19 protein-coding genes, 1 tRNA gene and 1 pseudogene are annotated in these 19,303 nt (G+C 62.7%); 8 read left to right on the top strand and 13 right to left on the bottom strand.

Features of this window, described 5'->3' with window-relative positions; genetic code table 11:
• Window positions 1-11: 11 nt before the first annotated feature.
• The 4 genes from trpA to BN2694_RS07160 all read right to left on the bottom strand — a co-directional run bounded on the left by trpA (window position 12) and on the right by BN2694_RS07160 (window position 3,212).
• Window positions 12-851 carry a tryptophan synthase subunit alpha gene (trpA, locus tag BN2694_RS07175; protein ID WP_135663758.1) on the bottom strand — a complete coding sequence of 280 codons (840 nt, stop codon included), beginning with the start codon at window positions 849-851 and terminating at the stop codon, window positions 12-14.
• Window positions 848-2,092, bottom strand: coding sequence for a tryptophan synthase subunit beta (gene trpB / locus BN2694_RS07170; protein ID WP_135663757.1), 1,245 nt, complete (start codon window positions 2,090-2,092; stop codon window positions 848-850). Before trpB ends, trpA begins: the two co-directional genes overlap by 4 nt.
• Window positions 2,089-2,874, bottom strand: a complete 786-nt coding sequence (trpC, locus tag BN2694_RS07165; protein ID WP_135663756.1) for an indole-3-glycerol phosphate synthase — start codon at window positions 2,872-2,874, stop codon at window positions 2,089-2,091. Before trpC ends, trpB begins: the two co-directional genes overlap by 4 nt.
• Window positions 2,875-2,963: 89 nt before the next feature.
• Entirely contained in the window at window positions 2,964-3,212 is a 249-nt protein-coding gene (locus BN2694_RS07160; RefSeq protein WP_135663755.1) for a ribbon-helix-helix domain-containing protein, read from the bottom strand.
• A gap of 106 nt (window positions 3,213-3,318) precedes the next feature.
• On the opposite strand from BN2694_RS07160, the gene BN2694_RS17035 reads away from it, so the two are divergent.
• From BN2694_RS17035 to BN2694_RS07145, 4 genes are all read left to right on the top strand, one after another.
• On the top strand, window positions 3,319-3,456 hold the full coding sequence (locus tag BN2694_RS17035; RefSeq protein WP_167879979.1) for a hypothetical protein: 138 nt from the start codon (window positions 3,319-3,321) through the stop codon (window positions 3,454-3,456).
• A 51-nt stretch (window positions 3,457-3,507) separates the two neighbouring features.
• Window positions 3,508-5,355: an oligoendopeptidase F gene (pepF, locus tag BN2694_RS07155; RefSeq protein ID WP_135663754.1), complete on the top strand. Its 1,848-nt coding sequence runs from the start codon at window positions 3,508-3,510 to the stop codon at window positions 5,353-5,355.
• A 153-nt stretch (window positions 5,356-5,508) separates the two neighbouring features.
• On the top strand, window positions 5,509-6,252 hold the full coding sequence (locus tag BN2694_RS07150; RefSeq protein WP_135663753.1) for a universal stress protein: 744 nt from the start codon (window positions 5,509-5,511) through the stop codon (window positions 6,250-6,252).
• 33 nt (window positions 6,253-6,285) lie between these two features.
• Window positions 6,286-7,305, top strand: a complete 1,020-nt coding sequence (locus tag BN2694_RS07145; RefSeq protein ID WP_135663752.1) for a DHH family phosphoesterase — start codon at window positions 6,286-6,288, stop codon at window positions 7,303-7,305.
• A gap of 174 nt (window positions 7,306-7,479) precedes the next feature.
• Here BN2694_RS07145 and BN2694_RS07140 read toward each other — a convergent pair whose 3' ends face one another.
• The 5 genes and pseudogenes from BN2694_RS07140 to BN2694_RS07120 all read right to left on the bottom strand — a co-directional run bounded on the left by BN2694_RS07140 (window position 7,480) and on the right by BN2694_RS07120 (window position 11,957).
• Entirely contained in the window at window positions 7,480-9,297 is a 1,818-nt protein-coding gene (locus BN2694_RS07140) for a bifunctional N(6)-L-threonylcarbamoyladenine synthase/serine/threonine protein kinase (RefSeq protein ID WP_135663751.1), read from the bottom strand.
• Between the two features lie 90 nt (window positions 9,298-9,387).
• Window positions 9,388-10,116: pseudogene (locus BN2694_RS07135) on the bottom strand (SDR family NAD(P)-dependent oxidoreductase); the annotation flags it as partial.
• Window positions 10,117-10,371: 255 nt separating this feature from the next.
• Window positions 10,372-10,506 carry a 30S ribosomal protein S27ae gene (locus BN2694_RS07130; RefSeq protein ID WP_135663749.1) on the bottom strand — a complete coding sequence of 45 codons (135 nt, stop codon included), beginning with the start codon at window positions 10,504-10,506 and terminating at the stop codon, window positions 10,372-10,374.
• A 2-nt stretch (window positions 10,507-10,508) separates the two neighbouring features.
• Window positions 10,509-10,820, bottom strand: coding sequence for a 30S ribosomal protein S24e (locus BN2694_RS07125; protein WP_135663748.1), 312 nt, complete (start codon window positions 10,818-10,820; stop codon window positions 10,509-10,511).
• Window positions 10,821-10,946: 126 nt separating this feature from the next.
• Complete coding sequence (locus tag BN2694_RS07120) at window positions 10,947-11,957, bottom strand: AAA family ATPase (protein WP_135663747.1); 1,011 nt, start codon at window positions 11,955-11,957, stop codon at window positions 10,947-10,949.
• Window positions 11,958-12,170: 213 nt separating this feature from the next.
• Here BN2694_RS07120 and BN2694_RS07115 point away from each other — a divergent pair, with 213 nt between their 5' ends.
• Window positions 12,171-12,626: a universal stress protein gene (locus BN2694_RS07115; RefSeq protein WP_135663746.1), complete on the top strand. Its 456-nt coding sequence runs from the start codon at window positions 12,171-12,173 to the stop codon at window positions 12,624-12,626.
• A 94-nt stretch (window positions 12,627-12,720) separates the two neighbouring features.
• Window positions 12,721-13,470, top strand: coding sequence for a cobalamin-binding protein (locus BN2694_RS07110; protein ID WP_135663745.1), 750 nt, complete (start codon window positions 12,721-12,723; stop codon window positions 13,468-13,470).
• Window positions 13,471-13,699: 229 nt separating this feature from the next.
• Here the strand turns inward: BN2694_RS07110 and BN2694_RS07105 are convergent.
• From BN2694_RS07105 to BN2694_RS17640, 4 genes are all read right to left on the bottom strand, one after another.
• Window positions 13,700-13,770, bottom strand: a tRNA-Gly gene (locus BN2694_RS07105).
• 387 nt (window positions 13,771-14,157) lie between these two features.
• Window positions 14,158-15,297, bottom strand: coding sequence for an ABC transporter permease (locus BN2694_RS07100; RefSeq protein ID WP_135663744.1), 1,140 nt, complete (start codon window positions 15,295-15,297; stop codon window positions 14,158-14,160).
• On the bottom strand, window positions 15,287-15,976 hold the full coding sequence (locus tag BN2694_RS07095) for an ABC transporter ATP-binding protein (RefSeq protein ID WP_244605381.1): 690 nt from the start codon (window positions 15,974-15,976) through the stop codon (window positions 15,287-15,289). Before BN2694_RS07095 ends, BN2694_RS07100 begins: the two co-directional genes overlap by 11 nt.
• Window positions 15,966-17,450, bottom strand: a complete 1,485-nt coding sequence (locus BN2694_RS17640) for a CARDB domain-containing protein (protein ID WP_135663742.1) — start codon at window positions 17,448-17,450, stop codon at window positions 15,966-15,968. Before BN2694_RS17640 ends, BN2694_RS07095 begins: the two co-directional genes overlap by 11 nt.
• 219 nt (window positions 17,451-17,669) lie before the next feature.
• Here BN2694_RS17640 and BN2694_RS07085 point away from each other — a divergent pair, with 219 nt between their 5' ends.
• A complete protein-coding gene (locus BN2694_RS07085; RefSeq protein WP_135663741.1) occupies window positions 17,670-18,497 on the top strand; it encodes an NAD+ synthase in 828 nt (275 codons plus the stop codon).
• A gap of 85 nt (window positions 18,498-18,582) precedes the next feature.
• On the top strand, window positions 18,583-19,272 hold the full coding sequence (locus BN2694_RS07080) for a DUF7114 family protein (protein WP_135663740.1): 690 nt from the start codon (window positions 18,583-18,585) through the stop codon (window positions 19,270-19,272).
• Window positions 19,273-19,303 lie beyond the last annotated feature (31 nt).

Here is a 19,303-nt window from a genome sequence, read left to right as displayed (position 1 = left end):
GCTATCGTCGTTCAGTCCCCAGACTCCGGCGTCGCGATGCCGGCGCCGCGGAGCGCACCTTCCTTGAGCTCTCTGGCCCTGGTTTCGAGTCGCTCCGCGACTGCCTCGGTCGACTCGTCTCCGTCCGTCCCTTCGGCGACGATGTCGACCAGCGCCGAGCCGACGATGATGCCGTCAGCGCCCGCCGAGACGATCCGCTCGGCGTGCGCGCCGGTCTTGATCCCAAATCCGACTGCTTTGGGGACGTCCCACTCGGAGAGTCGCGCGAGGCTCTCGTCGGTCTGATCGCTGACGTCCTCGCGCGCGCCAGTCGTCCCCAGCCGTGCCTGGACGTAGACGTACCCCGAGACCCGCTCCATCATCCGCGCGAGGCGGTCGCCCTCGGTCGTCGGCGCGACGATGAAGATCAGGTCGAGACCGTGTTCGTCACAGGCCGCCCGGAGTGGGTCGGCCTCCTCGGCCGGGAGGTCGGGAACGACCAGGCCCGCGATCCCGGCTTCGGCGGCTCGTTCGACGAAGGACTCGGGTCCTGGCTCGGACCCAAACTGGTAGATCAGGTTGTAGTAGGTCATACAGACCAGCGGCGCTTTGACGTCCAGATCTTCGACGAAATCGAAGTATCGATCGGGCGTCATTCCGGCTTCCAGGGATCGAACGATCGCATCCTGGATCGTCGATCCCTCGGCGATCGGCTCGGAGAACGGAAGGCCGAGTTCGATCACGTCTGCGCCGCCGCGTTCCAGCGCCTCGACGTATTCGAGGGAGGCCTCGTAGTTGGGATCGCCAGCGACGAGATACGGGATGAACGCGGGCTCGCCCTCGGCAAAGACCGCGTCGATGGCGTCGCTCATCGGTCGACCTCCCCGAACACGCTCATGTCCACGTCCACGTCGAGGTCGTGCTTCTCGGTCTCCTCGACGACGGTCTCCAGGTCCTTGTCGCCCCGTCCGGAGAGGTTGACGATCGTCACATCCCCGATTTCCTCGGGATGCTCCTCTAGATACCCGAACGCGTGGGCACTTTCCAGGGCGGGAATAATCCCTTCTAGCTGCGAGAGGCGATGGAACGCCTCCAGGGCGGCCTCGTCGTCAACGTTGACGGCGTCGACGCGGCCTTCGTCGACGAGGTGGGCCAGTTCCGGACCGACGCCCGCGTAGTCCAGGCCCGCGGAGACGCTGTGAGATTCCATGATCTGGCCGTCGGAATCCTGGAGGAGTTTCGTCCGCGCGCCGTGGAGGACGCCCTCCTCGCCGGTCGACAGCGTCGCCGAGTTGGGCGCGACGCCCGCCTCCTCGTCGACCGCCAGGGAGGACCCCCCAGCCTCGACGGCGATCAGATCCACGTCGTCACCACGGAACTCGTGGAAGGCTCCCATCGTGTTCGAGCCCCCGCCCGCACAGGCCACCACGGAGTCCGGCAGGCGCCCGGTCTTCTCTCGGATCTGCTCGCGGGCTTCCCGGCCGATGACCGACTGGAAGTCACGGACCATCCGCGGGAACGGGTCGGGACCGACGATCGATCCGATGACGTAGTGGGTGTCCTCGACGTTCGTCGCCCAGTCGCGCATCGTCTCGCTGATGGCTTCCTTCAGCGTCCCCCGTCCGGTCGTGACTGGCTTGACCTCGGCACCGTTTAGGCGCATCCGGAAGACGTTGGGCCGCTGGCGCGTGATGTCCGTCGAGCCCATGAAGATCTCGCAGGGCATGTCCAGGTGGGCGGCGGCCATCGCAGTCGCCGTACCGTGCTGGCCGGCACCCGTCTCGGCGATGATCCGATCTTTGCCCATGTACTTCGCCAACAGGACCTGTCCCAGTGCGTTGTTCAGTTTGTGTGCGCCGCCGTGCAGCAAGTCCTCGCGCTTGAGGTACACCTCGGTGTCGTAGCGTTCGCTCAACTGCTCTGCGTGTTGCAGCGGCGTGGGCCGGCCGCCGAAGTCCGCGAGACGCTCGCGGAACTCGTCCATGAAACCGTCCTCGTTTTCGAGGACGTAGCGTTCGTAGGCGTCGCGCAATTCTTCGATCGCGGGCATCAGCGCCTCGGGGACGTACTGGCCGCCGTAGCCGCCGAACTTGCCGTTTGAATCGGTGCTCATGTGTTCGTGTTCTCCGGTAGCGTCGTGAGTCGTTCAGTATTCGCACGCACGTCGCCGTCCATGATCGCCGAGCCGACGAGTTGTCCGTCCGCGCCTGCCGCCCGCATTCGCGCCACGTCCGCCCGCGTCTCGATCCCGCTCTCGGCGATCAGCGTCACGTCATCCGGGACGGTGGGAGCCACCTCCTCGAACGTCGAAAGGTCGAGGTCCAGCGCACCGAGGTCGCGGTTGTTCACGCCGATGATCTTCGCCCCCGCATCGACGGCCGTCCGGACTTCCTCGCGGGAGTGAGTCTCGACGAGGACCTGAAACCCCCGCTCGTGAGCGGCCGCGAGCATGTCTTCGAGATCAGCTGTCCCGTCCGCTTCGAGAAATCGAACGATCAACAGTACCAGGTCGGCCTCGACAACGTCGAGTTGCTCTTCGTACAGCAGGAAGTCCTTCCGGAGGACCGGCACGTCGACGGCCGCGCGGACGCGCTTGAGTGTCTCGGGCGAGCCCCCGAAGTGCTCGGGTTCGGTCAGTACCGACAGCGCGGCCGCACCGCCCGCGACCATCGCCTCGGCGAGTGCTACAGGGTTATCCTCCCGAGTCCGCGCCGTCGTCGGACTCGTCGGTTTGACCTCGGCGATCGTGGGCACGCGCCCGTCGTCCTCGGCGCGTGCGAACGCCTCGGGCAACGAGCGCGGGCGCGCTTGCACCTGCCCGTCGGCCCCGCCACGCTCGCGGGCTGCGTCGATGATCGACCGCACTTCGGGTGCGACCTCCTCACTAGCGTCCATTACCGTACACTAACGTACAGACATGGACATAAGGCTTGCGGCACAGTCCTGCCGGTCAAGACGGCTGAAACACGAAGTCGGCCCCACGCTCAGAACGTGTAGCCTTCGTCGGGGTCGTCGTCCTGAATCGCGGGGTCTTGCTGGTCTTCGACCGTCTGGGAGAACATGTCCTCTTCGGCGGGCGTTTCGTTCGGTTCGTCGGTCGTCCCGTAGGCGGAGACACCCATTGTGAGCAGTTCCTCGACAGCCTGATCGCGGTTGACGAACTCGCCCTGTTCGACGAGTCGGTCGATGTCGTTCTCGATACGGTCGGGCAATGATATCGATATTTTCGGCATATCCGGGGGTGAGAGGTCCACCGGGATGAATCTATCCCTCGAAGCATTCCTATGTTTTTAGGCTAGCCAAAACACATAAGACCACGCGGTCGCCTACGGTCGGGTAATGCCACGCGCCGACGACCCGGACGGCGACAGCGAGGTCCAATCCTTTCAGTCCTCGCCCGAACGGACGGTCTTCACCGAAGAGGGCAATCCCGACGGCTGGATCGCGACGGATCTTGCAGTCGAGCCGTCGCCCTGAGAGACACTTGGAGCCGAACGTTTTAGCGCCCGCCCATCCTACGGAAGGGTCATGAGTTCAGTCCCGGAGCGCAACGAAGTCGACGAGGAGTACACGTGGGCTCTGGAGTCGCTGTACGCTGACAGCGACGAGTGGGAAGCAGCCTACGAGGAGGCCGAGGAGTTGACCGAGGTCGTCGCGAGTTACGAGGGGCAAGCCACGGACGACGCCGAGACGCTCCTCTCGGTACTCGATGATTACGAGGATCTGATGCGGACTGTTTCGAACGTCGTCTCCTATGCGCGAATGCGTCGCGACGAGGACACCCGTCGTGACGAGGCCCAGGCAATGTTGACCCGTGCCCAGTCGCTCTCGGCCGAGGCTTCAAGCGCGGCGAGTTTCCTCGATCCCGAAATTCAGGCACTCGAACGCGAGGACGTCGAGACGATGATCGAGGCCGAACCCGAACTCGCTGAGTACGAGCACTACTTCGACGACGTGTTGCGGATGAAACCCCACACGCGCTCGACGGAAGTCGAATCCTTGCTCGCGGATCTGAGCGAGGTCACTGGCGCACCCGGCGAGGTCTACGACATGCTGACCAACGCCGACATGTCCTTTCCCACTGTCGAGGAACCGGACAGCGAGGCGCGAAGTGCCTCGGACAGGTCGAGCGGTGACGACAAGGAACCGCGAGGCGGGGACGCGGTCGAAATCACGCTCAATAACTTTACGACCCTCCAGAAGCGCCACGACCGGGAGTTCCGTCAAAATGTCTATGAGGCCTTCTACGACGAGTGGGAGACTGTCCACAACACTGTCGGTACGGCCTACGCCAAAGCCGTCAAGACGGACGCGAAAATGGCAGCCGCGCGCAACTACGACAGCGCCCGCCAGGCGTCGCTGAACGGCCCGAACGTCCCCGTCGAAGTCTACGACACCCTCGTCGAGACTGTCCGGGACAACCTGGGGACACTGCACCGCCACGCCGATCTCAAGCGCGAACACACCGACGGCGACGATCTGCGGATGTGGGATCTGTACGTCCCACTGACCGAGACCGAGAGTCCCGAGATCAGCTACGAGGACGCCTGCGAGCACGTCGTCGACGCCGTCGCGCCGCTGGGCGAGGACTACCAGTCCCGTGTCGCCGAGGGACTGGACTCGCGGTGGGTCGATGTCTACGAGACCCGCGGCAAGCAGTCGGGCGCGTACTCCGGGGGCACCTACGATTCCCAGCCGTACATTTTGATGAACTATCAGGATGACGTCGAGTCGATGTACACGCTGGCGCACGAACTCGGTCACTCGCTGCACTCTGAGTACACCAGCGAGGCCCAGCCGTACATCTACTCGGGCTACGAGATCTTCGTCGCCGAGGTCGCCTCGACGGTCAACGAGGCGTTGCTGACTCGACACCTGCTTGATACCGTCGAGGACGATCGCTTCCGCCGGCACGTTCTGGACACCTACCTCGAACGCTTCCGCTCGACGCTGTACCGCCAGACCATGTTCGCGGAGTTCGAGCACCGCACCCACGAGATGAGCGAGGCCGGCGAGCCCCTGACACCCGACCGGCTGAACGATCTCTATCGGGAACTCAAGGCCGACTACTACGAGCCAGGTGAGATCGACGACCGGATCGCCAGAGAGTGGATGCGCATCCCGCACTTCTATCGCTCCTTCTACGTCTACCAGTATGCGACGGGCATTTCCGCTGCCGTGGCGATCGCTCGTTCGATCGAGGAAGAAGGGCAGCCGGCCGCAGAGAGCTACCGCGAGTTCCTCGCGAGTGGCTCCAGTGACTATCCGCTCGAACTCCTCCGGACAGCCGGCGTCGACATGTCCGAGTCCGATCCGATCGAGGACGCCATCGAGGAGTACGACGACGCCCTCGATCGGATGAGCGAGTACATCTAGAGGTAGCCCAACAGCCCAGCGGCTCTCGCAGGGCAAACAGCATCATCTCGGACGTACTGCATCCGAGATTTGTCACCATTCGCACTGGGTTTCTTATCGGTGGCGCCACAAGTTCTAGAGTAGGCCCCACGGCCGGAACGGACTGTTCAGACAATGCAAGAGAGACCGACCATCCTGATCCCGATTCGCGTTCTCGAGCGCGAATCGATTCCGGAGGGGGTTCCCGCACTCCTCACGAATGCCCACGTCGTCTTACTGGGCTATCACGTCGTGCCAGACCAGACAGCGACCGGCCAGGCACAGGCCCAGTTCACAGATCAAGCCACCCGCCGTCTTGACGACCTCACGGCGATACTCGCGCATGCGGGGGCGACAGTCGACTCCCAGCTCGTGTTCACCCACGATGCACAAACAACGATCGATCGGGTGACCACGGAACATGACTGTCTCGCGGTCCTCATTCCGAACGCAACGAGGCCGATCGAGCACGTACTCGTCGCGGTTCGGGGCGTCGTCGGTATCGATCGGTTCGTCCGTCTGGTTTCAGGGCTGTTCGGACCGAAGGACATCAACGTGACCCTGTTTCACGTCGCCGAAGCGGACGAAACTGATGCGGACGTGGAGACACTCCTCAACGGAATCAAAGCACGTCTTTCCGAGCAAGGGGTGTCCGAAGCTGTGGTCGATATCGAAATTTCACGTGGGGACGCTCATCAAGAGCTGATCGTCGATGCAGCCGACAACTACGATGCGATCATCATGGGTGAATCCGATCCCTCAGTGACGACGTTCCTGTTCGGGATGACTGCAGATCAGGTCGCCAAACAGTTTCTCGGCCCAGTGTTCGTGGTACAACACGAACAAACCGACGTGCGCGAAGCGGCTGAAGCAAAGTGACGGGACCAAGTACGGAACAGCCACACAACTACAATGAGCCAGCCACAACAACTGTATGAGCTTCTCGGTGACGGCAGCGAAATCAACATCGTCTGCCATAATAACCCTGATCCAGATTGTCTGGCGAGTGCGCTGGCGTTAGGCCGGATCGCGGGCGCTGCCGGTATCGAAGAACGGACTATCCTCTACAGCGGGACGATTTCACACCAGCAAAACCGCGCATTCGTCAATCTCCTCGATATCGACCTCCAACCGTTCGAATCTGCGACCGTCCAGAACCGCCAACCGGACTCGTTACTTGCGTTCGTCGATCATGCTATTTCCGGTGAGAACAACCAGGTTCCGCCGGACACGCACGTAGATATCGTGATCGATCATCATCCTGCCGATACCGTTGAGGCTCGGTTCGTCGATCATCGTGCTGAACTGGGGGCAGCAGCGACGATTCTCACAGAATATGTCTGCACTCTCGACATCGATCTAGATGCAGATCTTGCGACGGCACTCCTGTTTGCCATTCGTTCGGATACGCTCGATTTCCTCCGTGGAGCCACGCGTGAGGATTACGATGCAGCCGGACAACTTCACGAATTCGCAGATCAAGAGATGCTCCGCCAACTTTCGACGCCATCAGTGACTGGCGAGACTATCGACGCGATTTCGACCGCCATCGCTAATCGAAGAATAAACGGCGCAGTACTCATCTCACATGTCGGCCGAACGACTGAACGGGATGCGCTCCCCCAAGCTGTCGATTATCTCGTGCGACTGGAGGGCGTTCAAACCGCTATCGTGTTTGGACTCGTCGAGGACGCCATTCACATCAGCGCTCGGTCACCAGATGCACGAGTGAACGTCGAGAATATACTGAACGAGGCGTTCGAGGATGTCGGCAGCGGCGGTGGCCATCACGACGTTGCGGGCGGTGAAATCCCACTCGGTATCTTTGCCGACTACACGTCCGACGACGACCAGTTACTCGATATTATCGAACAAATCATCACTGCACGTCTTTTCGCGGAACTCAATCTATCCGAAGACGAAGAAGACTGACTCCGTTTCAATCGCAGGTCAATTCGTCCCGACACGGGCCCCTTTATTGTTACTAGAGGTCTGGTGAAATTATTGTCTGTATGGGTCGTGCCGATGTCAACATGTCTGTCATCTGTACGTTCGTCTAGGGGTGTGGCGACCGTTCACTCGCCTGTTGAGAAAACAGGACCCGCCTCACTGATACCGGCCGCGGCCTTCGATCTCCCGCAGGCGATCCAGGACGGTTTCGCCCCGCTCGCTTGCCTCGCGGTAGGCCGCTTCTGCGGCCTCACACAGTGGTTCGGCGTCGTTGGCTGTCCCCGATAGCGACTGGCCGAAGACGTGCAGGTCCATCGCGTGATCCTCGGCGTGATCGCTGTAGTAGCCCAGTCCGAAGTCGATCAGGTATGTGCGATCCGGGGCCTGCTCACGGCTCCGTCTGTCACCGTCGCCTCGCGGCTTCGCCGCTTGACTGTCTGCGGAACTCCGTTCCGCGCTACTCGCACTGTCGGCGGCGCTCTCTTCGCTCGCGCCGCCCGCGAGCCGGACGTTGCGCGTCGTCGGATCACCGTGGACGAACCCCGCGTCGTGGATCGTCGCCAGATGTCGTCCGACATCCCTCACGCGCTCGACGGTGAGTTCTGCCCGCAGGTCCCGGTCGCCGACGCGCTCGAAGACCAGCACGCTGTCCTGTGGATCAATGTCGTAAACGACCGGTGTCGGCACGCCCGCCCGCCGCGCCTCGCTGGTGAGACGCGCTTCCTCGCGTGTGCGTTCGGTCCGTAGGCGCTCGTCGAGCGTGGGGTGGCGGTACGTGCGCGGGTTCCGGCGTTTGCGGACGCGGCCATTCTCGACGGTGACGGTCGCCTCGGCACCCTGAACCCGTTCACTATCGCTTGAGCCCGCCCACGAGCCAACGGACTCACCTGAACGCCAGCTGACGGCCACCTCGTCGGGCCGGAAGTCCGGGCGAACCGTCGAGTCCTCGACCGCGATCGTGTCGCCCGCCGCGTACATCTTTGCGCCGAGGACGGCGATCATCCCCGCGTTGTCCCGCAGCAATCGCGGTTCGGGGGCGTAGAAGTCCGCCCCGCGCTGTTTGCACATTTCCGCAAGCATCTCCCGAAGACGCTCGTTCTGGCCGACGCCACCACCGAGGACGAGTTCGTCGGCGTCCGTCAACGAGAGCGCGCGCTCGCTGACTTCGGTCAGCATCGCGAAGATGTTTTCCTGCAGCGAGTAGCAGACGTCTTCGACTGCCTCCCCACCGTCGGACTGACGGTCCGACGAGCTCCCGCTCGCTTCGCTCGCGGGAACCCCGTCGACGGCCTGCTTGGCGGCGCTCATGATCCCCGAAAAGGAGAAGTCCATCCCCTTGACGACGTAGGGCATGTCGATATATTCGCCGTCCCTGGCGCGTTTCTCGACTTTCGGCCCGCCGGGGTGAGACCACCCGAGGTGACGGGTGAACTTGTCGATAGCATTGCCGACACCGGTGTCCATCGTCTCGCCAAGGACGCGATAGCGGCCATTGCGATACCCAAGGACGTGGGCGTTCGCGCCGGAAGCGTTCAAACAGACCGGCGAGGAAAAGCCCGAGCGGTGGCGACCGATTTCCAAGTGTGCCACCATGTGGTTGACGCCGACCAGCGGCACGTCGAGTCGCTGGGCAAGTGCCCGTGCGGCCGTGGCGACGATCCGCAGACAGGGACCGAGTCCGGGACCTCGCGAGAAGGCGACGGCGTCGACCGGCGACTCCTCGGGGTCTTCGCCCGCCTTTTGGGCCTGCTTGCGAGCGATATCGAGCGCACGCTCAACGACTTCCGGGATGGCTTCTTGCATGTGTTCGGCGGCTTCCCGCGGGTGAATGCCGCCGCTGTCGGGTTCGTATGCGTCCGTCTCGATCGTGACGTCGTCAGCATCGACGTCGTAGATGGCTGCGCTGGCGGCCCAGGCTGTGCCTTCAATTCCGAGTACCCGGGTGGCGTCGTCGTTACTCGCTGTCCGTTCCATTCAATCGGTAGAGGCTCTATCGTCGATGGAAAAGACGACTTCGATCCCACTCGGCCTCAGCAGTCCGGGAGCCACCGCGACTGCGGGCCGTTACTGGGTGATGTACCCGCCGTCGATCACGAGGGACTCACCGGTGATGAACGAGGCCTCCTCAGAGCACAGCCACACGGCGGCATCGCCGATCTCCGGCGGTTCGCCCAGGCGACCGATCGGGGTCGCCGCGGTGATCCCCTCGATCATCGCCTGGTCACTTGCCTCGACCATCGGCGTTTCGATCACGCCAGGACAGATCGCGTTGACGCGGACGCCGGACTCACTGTATTCGGCGGCGGCTGTCTTTGTCAATCCGATGACGCCATGTTTGCTCGCGACGTAGGGACTCGAGTTCGGAAACCCGACTTGGCCGGCGATCGACGACATGTTGACGATCGAGCCACCGCCATCTTCCAGCATAGCATCGATTTCGGCCTGCATCCCGAGGAACACTCCTTTGAGGTTGACATCGATGACTTGCTCCCAGTTGTCGAGTGGCTGATCACTGGTCGCTGCGTTTTCTCCTTCGATGCCGGCGTTGTTGACGGCGAAGTCGAGTCCGCCATACGTCTCGACAGCTGTCTCGACCAGTGCTGTTACGTCCGCTGGGTCGCTGACGTCGACCTCGACGAACGTCGCTTCTCCGCCCGCGTCGTTGATCTCGGCGACTGTCTGCTCGCCATCTTCCACGTTGACGTCGGCCGCCACGATGTTGGCTCCCTCCTCACCGAACCGTTTGGCTGTTGCCGCACCGATTCCAGTACTCGCACCTGTGACGATCGCGACGCCATTCTGTAGTTCTTATATACTATTCCAGACAAATATTCCATCTGAGAATCAAAAAACTATAATTCCATTCTCACGCCGTGGGGACTGGTACCAATTGGGTTATGTTCGGCGGCGTCAGGTAACAACTTCTACAACCAATACGCCACGTATCCCTGGGGATACGTCACGAACGATGGGTAGTGTCCCTCACAAATGGGACAAGGATATCACTGTGGGTGGATCAAAAGAACAACAGTTCGGCTTCGCAACCGCCTAGTTCCACTCGGTGTAGCCACACCGGCCACAGTGCTGTCGGTCGCCGTGCTCGGCGAGGAACGCGTCGCCACAGCGGGGGCACTGTTCACGCTCGGTGGTGCCGTCGTCGTCGTAGAGTTCGTGCCGGGCCATCGTCAGGCCTCCTCTGCCTCGGCATCGCTCTCCTCGCCGAGGATCTTGTTGCGTTCGAGCATGTGCTCCTGTTCGACCTCACGGGCGAACTCCGGGTCGTCGTACACCTTCGCGTACCCGACGGTCTTGCGCATGCCGTACTTCGTGTCCAGCTCGTGGACGACCACTTCTTCGGCGTCCTTGTTGAGCATCGCCGCCAGGGAGTCACGCACGGAGAGCCGCGACGGCGTCGCCTCCTCGTGGGTTACCTCGAAGCGGACGTCCGTCCGATGCAACATCGGATTGTCCTCTTCCTCGATGATCTCGATGTCCATAGTTCGTTACTCATACGTCCCCCGCAAACGTGTATAAGGATTTCGAAGCGAACGGTTTCCGCCCGGTGGATTCTGTCTTCGCTTCCGTCTCCGCTTTCAGTCGCCCACCTTCGGCCGTCCACCCCGTCACTCGCTCGCCCCGAGTTCGGCCAGCAAATGTGAGAGGTGGATCCGGTCGTCGGTCCCCGCTGCGAGATCCAGGTCGATCTCGCCGGCCAGTCGGTGGAGGCGTACCAGTGTTTCCCCGGTGTAACGGGCGCGACCCACCCGGAGGATCGCCGCCAACACTTCAGGACCGCTGTGGCCTTCCTCGACCAGCAAGTCGTCGAGTTCCGAGCGGGCATCCCGGAACTCCCCCTCGTCGGCAGCGGCTAGCATGCGTTCGACGCGGTCGTCGGTCTGGACCTCCCCCAGTGCCTCGTAGGCGGCGTCCATCGTGATCTCGCCGGCCGCCTCGTGTGTCGTCTGCGCGCCGAGAATCGCCTTCCGGAGGTCGCCGTCGGCGTAGCCCGCGACGTATTCTAAGCCCTCCTCGTCGTACTCGGCTGTCTCCGCTTCGGCGATACGCCCCAGCACGGTCACGATCTCGTCGTGGGTCGGCGCTCTGACTGTCAGGGGGAAACATCGCGATCGGATCGGCGGGATCAGCGTCGAGGACTGCCGCGTCGCGATGACGAACTGTGTCGCCTCGTAGTACTGTTCCATGACTCGCCGGAGCGCCTGCTGGAAGTCCTCGCGCATCCGCTCGGCGTTGTCCAGCAGGATCGTCTTGTACGACCCCGAGACCGGTGAGTAACTCGCCGACTCCTTGAGGACGTGATTGATCAGGTCGGCCTTCGAGGACTCCCGCCGACGCTTGGCCGTGATGAACCGCTCGAAACGGGGGTCCTCCGAGAGCTCTTTTTTCGTCAAATCGAAGAAGTCGGCGACGTTGATCTCGATGAGGTCAGCATCGTGATCCTCGTGGGCCTCCCGGGCAAATGCCCGGATGGCGGCAGTCTTGCCGCTCCCTGCCGGCCCGTGGACCAGCAGGTTCATCGGGTCATCGAGTGCCCCGCGCAACTGCTCGCGAACTTCGGGTTGGGGCAACTCCTCGATCGTCGGCGCGTGTCGCTCGGTCCACAGCGGCCCGTCCATCGCCAGTCGATACACGACGCCCGGTCAAATATTCCGCGGTCGGATCGGAGCCCAACGACCCCCCGTACCGGTGGTCACGGTGGCGGTCGATTCGTGGAGAATCCCAGTGACTGTAGCGGCAGTGTTGGCGCCCTTCTCTCCGGAGCTGTCCGTTGTCGGCTGCCGCCTGCTTCGCCCGTTTCTTTTATAACCCTCAGAAGTATATAAACAGCCATGAACAGAGGGCTGTTCGTCGTCACTGATGCAGACGAGACAGAGGCACAGTTACTGGACGAAGCGGCTACCGTCAGTTCCTGCTCGGAGGCTCCTCTCGTCGTCTTACGGCTGATTCTGCCTGAAGACCTCGAGTCAGTCGAGGACGTCGAACTCACGAGCGACATCGATCGACAGAGCCACGAGGATCCCGTCGACCGCCAATTCGAGGAGGAGACGGAGGCGTTCGTTCGGGAGACTTTAGATGACGCGGGAGTGGATTCCGAAATCGCCGTCCGGGCCGAACCAGAGGGCGACCGTGCGGGGGCCATCCTTGACGTGGCCGAGGAATACGACTGCGATCACGTCTTCCTCGTCGGCCAGCGCCGATCCCCCACCGGGAAAGCGCTGTTCGGTGATCTCACCCAGGAGATAATCTTGAACTTCGACGGCACGATCACGCTCTCGATGGAATAGAGCGCCGCCTGTAGTCGGCTGGTCCGGACGCGAAGCGACCAGAGGTAGCCGCGACTGTCCTGGCTTTTTTGAGGGCCAGCCATCATGAACGAATATGGGCCGGATCGTCTCGCTGGCTCCGAGCGCAACGTCGATCGTGTGTGCGCTCGGTGGGGCCGATCGCTTGGTCGGCGTCACCGCTCACTGCGAAGTCGAAGCCGTCCCACGCGTCGGCGGATGGTTGAACCCTGACATCGAGACGATCGACGACCTTGACCCGGATCTGCTGGTCACGAACGACCCGCTGCAAGCCGATCTGCGGGATACACTGCGTGATCGTGGATACACGGTTGCCCACGAGGAGCCAGCAACGCTTGCAGACGTCCTTGAGACCTTCCGGACGCTCGGCGAGTCGATCGGTCGGCCCGAGCGCGGTGCCCGTCTTGAGGCGCGTGCCAGGGACCATGTCCAACAGATCAACGAGGCAACGCCCGACGGCGAAGACAGATCGGTGGTCTACTGTGAGGAGTGGGGCGATCCACCGATGGCGGCTGGCAACTGGGTGCCTGATGCCGTCCGGGTTGCCGGCGGTCGCTATCCATTCGTCGAACCTGGGGAGCGCTCTCGAGAGATCGACGGGCAGACTATCCAGAACGCTGCCCCAGATCACGCGATTGTCCACCATTGCGGAACAACGGAGTCTTCGACTCAGCCGCTAGCCGAGCGCGGTTGGGACCTCGACGCCCAATTGCACGCCATCGACGACTCGCTTTTGAACCAGCCGAGTCCGCGCCTGCTTGACGGAATCGGAACGCTCGCCGATCGACTACACGGGATCGACGTCTCGGGTTCGTTTCCACCGTGAGTCGTCGTCCTGCACCCAGAACCCGCTCTACCGTTCGTTCGGAACTGCTGATCCCGGGAGGGTCCTGCACAGCTCGGGCACGCTCGGCCGTTCCGGGGCTGGGACTTCCAGAGTTCAATTCCTGCTACCGAATTTGCCGCTCACGGGCTGTTCACGACAAAATTCGCCGGCCGGGAGTGAGCAAACGCACCGCGTTTGCGAACTACGGGCGGCGCACGACCGCAGGGAGTGCGCCGGCCGGGAATTGAACCCGGGCTATGAGCTTGGGAAGCTCATGTCCTACCACTAGACCACCGGCGCTCACTCACTTCGTTCGTTCACGCCGAGGATCGCGGTTCCTCCGGAACCGCTCACCACCGGCGCTCGTCCCGCACTCCTCGCGCACCGAGGATCGCAAGCCCTTCGGACTTGCTCACTACCGGAACGCTCGCTGGCTCGCGTTCCGAGCCTTGCCTCGCTTCGCTCGGCAAGACACCGGCGCACATTGCGTTCACACGCCGAGTATCGATCGACTGCGTCCGTTTCGATATCTGACGCGTCGTACCCATACCTTCGAACGCCCCAACACTTCAACGTAGCGCTTCCCGACGCCAGACCGGTGGCGGGCGATTCGACTACACAGACCGTTCGGCGATGGCGCTCGTCTACTTATCAGCGTCCGTCAGAACCTGAAACGCCGCGCGACAATCACTCGCGAAGTGCTTCAACCGGATCGAGTTGCGACGCTTTCCAGGCCGGATAGGCCCCGCTGATCAGTCCCGATCCGATCCCGAAGCTGAACCCGCCGCCGATGTAAATCAGGCTCAGCGTGTCGAACGCAAGCGGATCGCCGAGAAAGAGGCTGTGGATGCCGGCCCCGATGAGCACGCTGACAATGACGCCGGCGGTCCCGCCGATAAGCCCGAGCAAGGCCGCCTCAGTGAGGAAGATTCGCAGGACTGCGAGGCGCTTGAAGCCGACTGCACGGAGAACGCCGATCTCCCCACGGCGTTCGACCGTGCTCATCAACATCACGTTGAGGATGCTCGTCCCGGCGACTACCAGCGATACTGCGCCGATCCCGATGAGAAACAGGTTGAGCTGGAGGAACAGCTGCCCGATCTGCTGGGCGAGCTGGCTGAACTCGAAGACCTGGACGCGCTCGCGCCGGTCGTTCATCGCCGTCCGGATCCGTTCGGCTGTCTGGGTCGCCTCTGCGGTCGTATCCGACAGGACGATGACCTGCGTGTAGGTGTCTTCGGCGAACCGGGAGGGTGGGAGGATGACTGCGCTGTTCGGGTTGATCAGTGTGGCTTGACCCGCGTCTTCGAGGACCGCCGCGACACGGTAGGTCTGGCCGTCCAGATTCATGGCGTCACCAGTCTCGATCCCTTCCACCGTCGCGAGTTGGTCGCCGACGACGATGCCGCTACGCCAGTTGGGCGGGATCTGCCCGTCCCTGACGTCGAAGAGTCGGTCCGGTTCGGCGATGCCATAGACGGTCCGGCTGGTTGTTCCCTCACGGGTTCGCATCTCACGGCTGTCTTGTTTGATGGCGATCAGATCCGCCGGCTGTGCCGAACGCCGGATCTCCTGCAGTTGCGTCTCGGTGAAGTTTGCCCGATCCAGGTCCTCGCCGGGGAAGACGCCGACGTTGTTCCCGATCGTGCCGATGTTTTCCATCTGTGATCGCTGGAACGCCGATCCAAACATACCCAGCGAGACGATCGCGATGACGCCGATCGCGATACCGATCGCTGCCAGCGCCGATCTGGTCTTCGACCGCGAGAGGTTCCGGAGTGCTAGCGATAGCACTGGCACCCGGTCGGCGAGTGATCTAGGAGACATGCTGCGTTGCTTTTGTGGTGTCGCCGACGCGGCCGTCGACGAGTTCGACCACCCGGTCGGCGAAGTCGGTGACGAGCCGGTCGTGTGTCACGGCGACGACGCTCGTCCCATCGTCTGTGATCCGCTCGAACTCCCCGAGGATGGTCGTCCCGGTGTTTTGATCGAGGTTCCCCGTGGGCTCGTCGGCGAGGACGACTGCCGGATCGTTGATCAACGAGCGGGCGATCGCGACCCGCTGTTGTTGCCCGCCGCTCAGTTCCGAGGGTGTGTGTTCTGTCCGGTCGCCCAGGCCGAATTGATCCAGTAAAGCGACAGCCCGGTCGTTGCGCTCGCTCGCTGGCTTCGTAAACAGCTGAGGTAGGGCGACGTTTTCGCGAGCGGTCAGCGTCGGAATGAGATAGAAGTCTTGGAAGATGAACCCGATCGTGTCCCGACGGAGTTCGGTCCGTTCTCCGTCCGTGAGCGTCTCCGCCGCGACGTCCTCTACCAGCACCGTCCCCTCGTCGGGCGTATCGAGAAGGCCGATGAGGTTCAGCAATGTCGACTTCCCCGATCCCGACGGACCAACGACCGCGACGAACTCGCCGGGCTCAACGCCGAAGTTTACGTCCGCCAGCGCGGTCACGATTTCGCCACCGAGGGTGTAGCGCCGCCAGACGTCACGGGTTTCAATCAGCACGGCGACGCCTCCAGACGTAGACGCCTGCGCCGACGACGACGAGTACGACGAGGATAGGGACGAGCGGGAGACCTCCCCCGCCTGTCTGTGCCGGATCCGGCGTCGGGGCCGGCTCGTAACTCGCCTCGGCCGTCGCCCGGCGCTGGTGGCCATCGACAAGGTAGGTCACCGCGAGTGGGACCGTCGTCCGATTACCGGGATCGGCGAGGCGAGCGTTCACCGTGAACGAGGCGAAGTCGCTACCCTCTATCTCTCCGACGAAGTACTCCTGGCCCGAACTGCTCGGCACGACGCCCGTATCAGATTGGACGCGGACGGTCACCGCCGAGACGTCCGTCCCGCCGACGTTACTGGCCGTCCCTGTCAACTGGACGGTCCCGCCGCCCGCAGGAGTGATCTCGATCCCCGTGAGTTCGACCTCGCCCGGGACGAGCGCTGCGGCAGCCGTCGTCTCCGTCTCGAGGCGGTCGCCGCCGACATCGTAGGCTGCCCGGATCCGTAATTCCGGACGCGGAGCCGTGATGTCAGTCACGTTGAGCCGAACCGATCGCGATTGTTGGGACGGAATCCGGTCGATTAGCCCGGTCGAGACCGTTGCCGCGTCGCTTTCGGCTGTCACGGCAACATCTTCCAACGGCGCATTCCCGAGGTTGACCGCATTCACCTCCACGGCTGAATCCCCCTCGATCGTTCTGACGTCGAGTTGTAACTGCTGGGTCAGTTCTTCGACGTCGTAGGTCTCTGTCGTCTCGACGGTCTTGGTCTCGCCCGTGCCGTCGGTGTAGCGTAGTTCAGCGGTCACACTACGCGTCCCCGCCTCTGTCGGCGTCAACGTGAACGCGTACGTCTGCTCGCCGGCGCCAGAGAGTTCGGAACTGACCCGCGTCGGGGAGTCGATGCCGATCCCGTTACCGTCGAGTTCGAGACGGAGATTTCTGACTGCGTCCGGGAGTCCGTTCGCGACCGTGACGTTTGCCTCCGAATCGACCCCGACGATGCCGTCCTCGCGCTCGAAATCAACCTGAATCTGCGGCTTCTCAGCACCGAGGACGCGGACTGTCACCGGATGGCGGACAGTGACAACGTTCCCATGGGAGTCGACGCCGTTGACCTTGACGTCGAAACTATGGGTCCCGGGTTCGTCGATGGTCGCCGGTACCGAGACTGTCATTGAACCGCCCGGCCCGAGCCGTCCGAGATCGTCTGCGAAGTACGTGTTTTGCCCCGGGGTCTGGGCGTAGACTTCGTTGATCGTGACCGACCGAGCGGTCGATTCGCCCTGATTCTGGAGCGTCAACTCGACTTCGAAGGTCTCCCCGACCGTCGGCATCTCCGGCGTGTGGGAGACGTTCGTCACCGACAGGTAGGTATTCTGTGCCTCGACGCTGATAGGGCCACCCACCACAAGTGTGGCACTCAGACACAGCGCCATCACGACAGTTGCAACTCGCCTGGAGGGCCGAACATCGTGCATGCTGTCAGCAAACCTCTGGAACTATCAAATAACTTACGGTCGGGACAGGTATGCCCGTTTGAACGTAGTCCGGCGTTCGAGACGCGTTCCAGTGGGGGTCACAAACGTCGTCTCGGGGGATCCGTCTGTGCTCGTTCGGCTATCGATTCTTCGACGCGTGTCTATCTGTGCCGGGTGGACGGATGCCTATTAGTTCCTGGAGCCCGATTCAGGAAACAGATGTCAGAAAGCCAGTCGATCGCGAAAGGGGATTCGCCGCTCGATCTCCGGCTGTCCGAGGACGAACTGACAGCCCACTGCGAGCACATTACTGATTTCATCGCCACCCAAGTCGAGGGTGCCGGCCTCAAGCGGGCCGTAATCGGGCTGTCTGGGGGCGTCGACAGTTCCACCGTGGCGGCCCTCGCCGTCGAAGCGATCGGTGCACAGAACCTCCACGGGCTGGTGATGCCAAGCGAGGTCAACGATCCGGAGACGATGAGCGACGCCGAACGCGTCGCCGAGGACCTGGGCATCGACTACGACGTCGTCGAGATCGAACCCATCGTCGAAGCGTTCCTCGATGCGTATCCCGACGCCGAAGACGACCGTATGGCTGTGGGAAACGTTCGGGTACGGTCCCGTGCTGTTTTGAACTATCTCGTCGCTAACACTGAGAACGGGCTCGTCCTTGGGACCGGGAACCGGACTGAGTCGTTGACGGGCTACTTTACGAAGTACGGCGATGGCGCCGTCGATTGTCACCCGATCGCTAACCTCTACAAACAGCAGGTCCGCCAACTGGCCCGCCACCTCGACGTCTCGGAAGACATCGCCTCCCGAACGCCCACTGCGGGGATGTGGGTCGACCAGACTGACGAGGGTGAGTTGGGCGTCGAGTACGACACGATCGACTCGATCCTGGCGCTGCACATCGAAGGGAGTGCCGGTGCTAGCGCCACGGCGGAAATCGTCGGCGTCGAACAGTCGGTCGTCGAACACGTTCAGGAACTGTACCAGCGAAGCGCGCATAAACGAGCGACTCCTCCGGCACCGGAACCGCTGTAGGGGCCTCTTTCAGGTGCGGAGACGCCGGTGAGTGAGATGGGACCTTTCCAAAGGTCTTTGACTTTGCCTCCGTTAGTTCGGCGTAATGCAGGAAGCCGCGGTGGTTCGCCGTGCCGCCACGGACGCCGTCGAGGACGTCGAACCCGAGCGACTGCACGAACGGATCGTTTCCCGCCTGGAGGGCAGTTCCATGGCGGCGGGCGCGTTGACGATCGACTGTGCCCGCGCCGTCCTGGAACATCGCTCCCCCGGATCGGCTCACGCCGTGATCGAACACCCTGATGATCCATTAGCTGACGCCGTGGCCAAGCGGGCCGCCGGCGTCCAACTCATCCACGAGGGGCTCGGGCTGACCCGGACGCTGGCTCAGGATCCGCCGTGGCTCTCCGGCCACAAAGCGGCGGGCGACCTCGACGTGTTGATTGCAGACATCCTCGTCGGTCGCGGGTTCTATCTGCTGGCTCGGACGGAAGCCTCCGACGAGGCGGTCGCGACGGTCCGGGCGTTCGGTCGCGACCAGACTGTCCGCCGCGAGACCGGAGACCCCTCACTGGATCGGAACCTTGAGGCCGATGTCTTCGAACTGGCGGCCGTCGCCGGGACAACCGCCGTTGGCGGCCAGCCTTCGCCTGGACTCAGAGAGTACGCGACCTCGCTGGCCGATACGACGCTGACCAACGGCGACACGCCGACGTTCCCCGACGAACGGCTGTCTGCTTTGGTCTCGATCGATTCGACCGGCGGCGACGGCGTCCGGACATCCGCTGATCACTGAGAATCGAAACGCCTAAAGTTAACTCCGGGTA

Origin of the sequence: Halorhabdus rudnickae, from assembly GCF_900880625.1 — an archaeon.
In the GTDB taxonomy this organism is placed as follows: Archaea; Halobacteriota; Halobacteria; order Halobacteriales; family Haloarculaceae; genus Halorhabdus; species Halorhabdus rudnickae.
The sequence above is the reverse complement of the archived record's forward strand: the minus strand, read 5'-3'. Positions and strand labels throughout refer to the sequence as shown.

Excerpts from the sequence above, each read along its gene's own strand:
- trpA (WP_135663758.1), bottom strand. The coding sequence starts at position 851 with ATGAGCGACGCCATCGACGCGGTCTTTGCCGAGGGCGAGCCCGCGTTC.
- trpB (WP_135663757.1), bottom strand. The coding sequence starts at position 2,092 with ATGAGCACCGATTCAAACGGCAAGTTCGGCGGCTACGGCGGCCAGTAC.
- trpC (WP_135663756.1), bottom strand. The coding sequence starts at position 2,874 with ATGGACGCTAGTGAGGAGGTCGCACCCGAAGTGCGGTCGATCATCGAC.
- BN2694_RS07160 (WP_135663755.1), bottom strand. The coding sequence starts at position 3,212 with ATGCCGAAAATATCGATATCATTGCCCGACCGTATCGAGAACGACATC.
- BN2694_RS17035 (WP_167879979.1), top strand. The coding sequence starts at position 3,319 with ATGCCACGCGCCGACGACCCGGACGGCGACAGCGAGGTCCAATCCTTT.
- pepF (WP_135663754.1), top strand. The coding sequence starts at position 3,508 with ATGAGTTCAGTCCCGGAGCGCAACGAAGTCGACGAGGAGTACACGTGG.
- BN2694_RS07150 (WP_135663753.1), top strand. The coding sequence starts at position 5,509 with ATGCAAGAGAGACCGACCATCCTGATCCCGATTCGCGTTCTCGAGCGC.
- BN2694_RS07145 (WP_135663752.1), top strand. The coding sequence starts at position 6,286 with ATGAGCCAGCCACAACAACTGTATGAGCTTCTCGGTGACGGCAGCGAA.
- BN2694_RS07140 (WP_135663751.1), bottom strand. The coding sequence starts at position 9,297 with ATGGAACGGACAGCGAGTAACGACGACGCCACCCGGGTACTCGGAATT.
- BN2694_RS07130 (WP_135663749.1), bottom strand. The coding sequence starts at position 10,506 with ATGGCCCGGCACGAACTCTACGACGACGACGGCACCACCGAGCGTGAA.
- BN2694_RS07125 (WP_135663748.1), bottom strand. The coding sequence starts at position 10,820 with ATGGACATCGAGATCATCGAGGAAGAGGACAATCCGATGTTGCATCGG.
- BN2694_RS07120 (WP_135663747.1), bottom strand. The coding sequence starts at position 11,957 with ATGGACGGGCCGCTGTGGACCGAGCGACACGCGCCGACGATCGAGGAG.
- BN2694_RS07115 (WP_135663746.1), top strand. The coding sequence starts at position 12,171 with ATGAACAGAGGGCTGTTCGTCGTCACTGATGCAGACGAGACAGAGGCA.
- BN2694_RS07110 (WP_135663745.1), top strand. The coding sequence starts at position 12,721 with ATGGGCCGGATCGTCTCGCTGGCTCCGAGCGCAACGTCGATCGTGTGT.
- BN2694_RS07100 (WP_135663744.1), bottom strand. The coding sequence starts at position 15,297 with ATGTCTCCTAGATCACTCGCCGACCGGGTGCCAGTGCTATCGCTAGCA.
- BN2694_RS17640 (WP_135663742.1), bottom strand. The coding sequence starts at position 17,450 with ATGCACGATGTTCGGCCCTCCAGGCGAGTTGCAACTGTCGTGATGGCG.
- BN2694_RS07085 (WP_135663741.1), top strand. The coding sequence starts at position 17,670 with ATGTCAGAAAGCCAGTCGATCGCGAAAGGGGATTCGCCGCTCGATCTC.
- BN2694_RS07080 (WP_135663740.1), top strand. The coding sequence starts at position 18,583 with ATGCAGGAAGCCGCGGTGGTTCGCCGTGCCGCCACGGACGCCGTCGAG.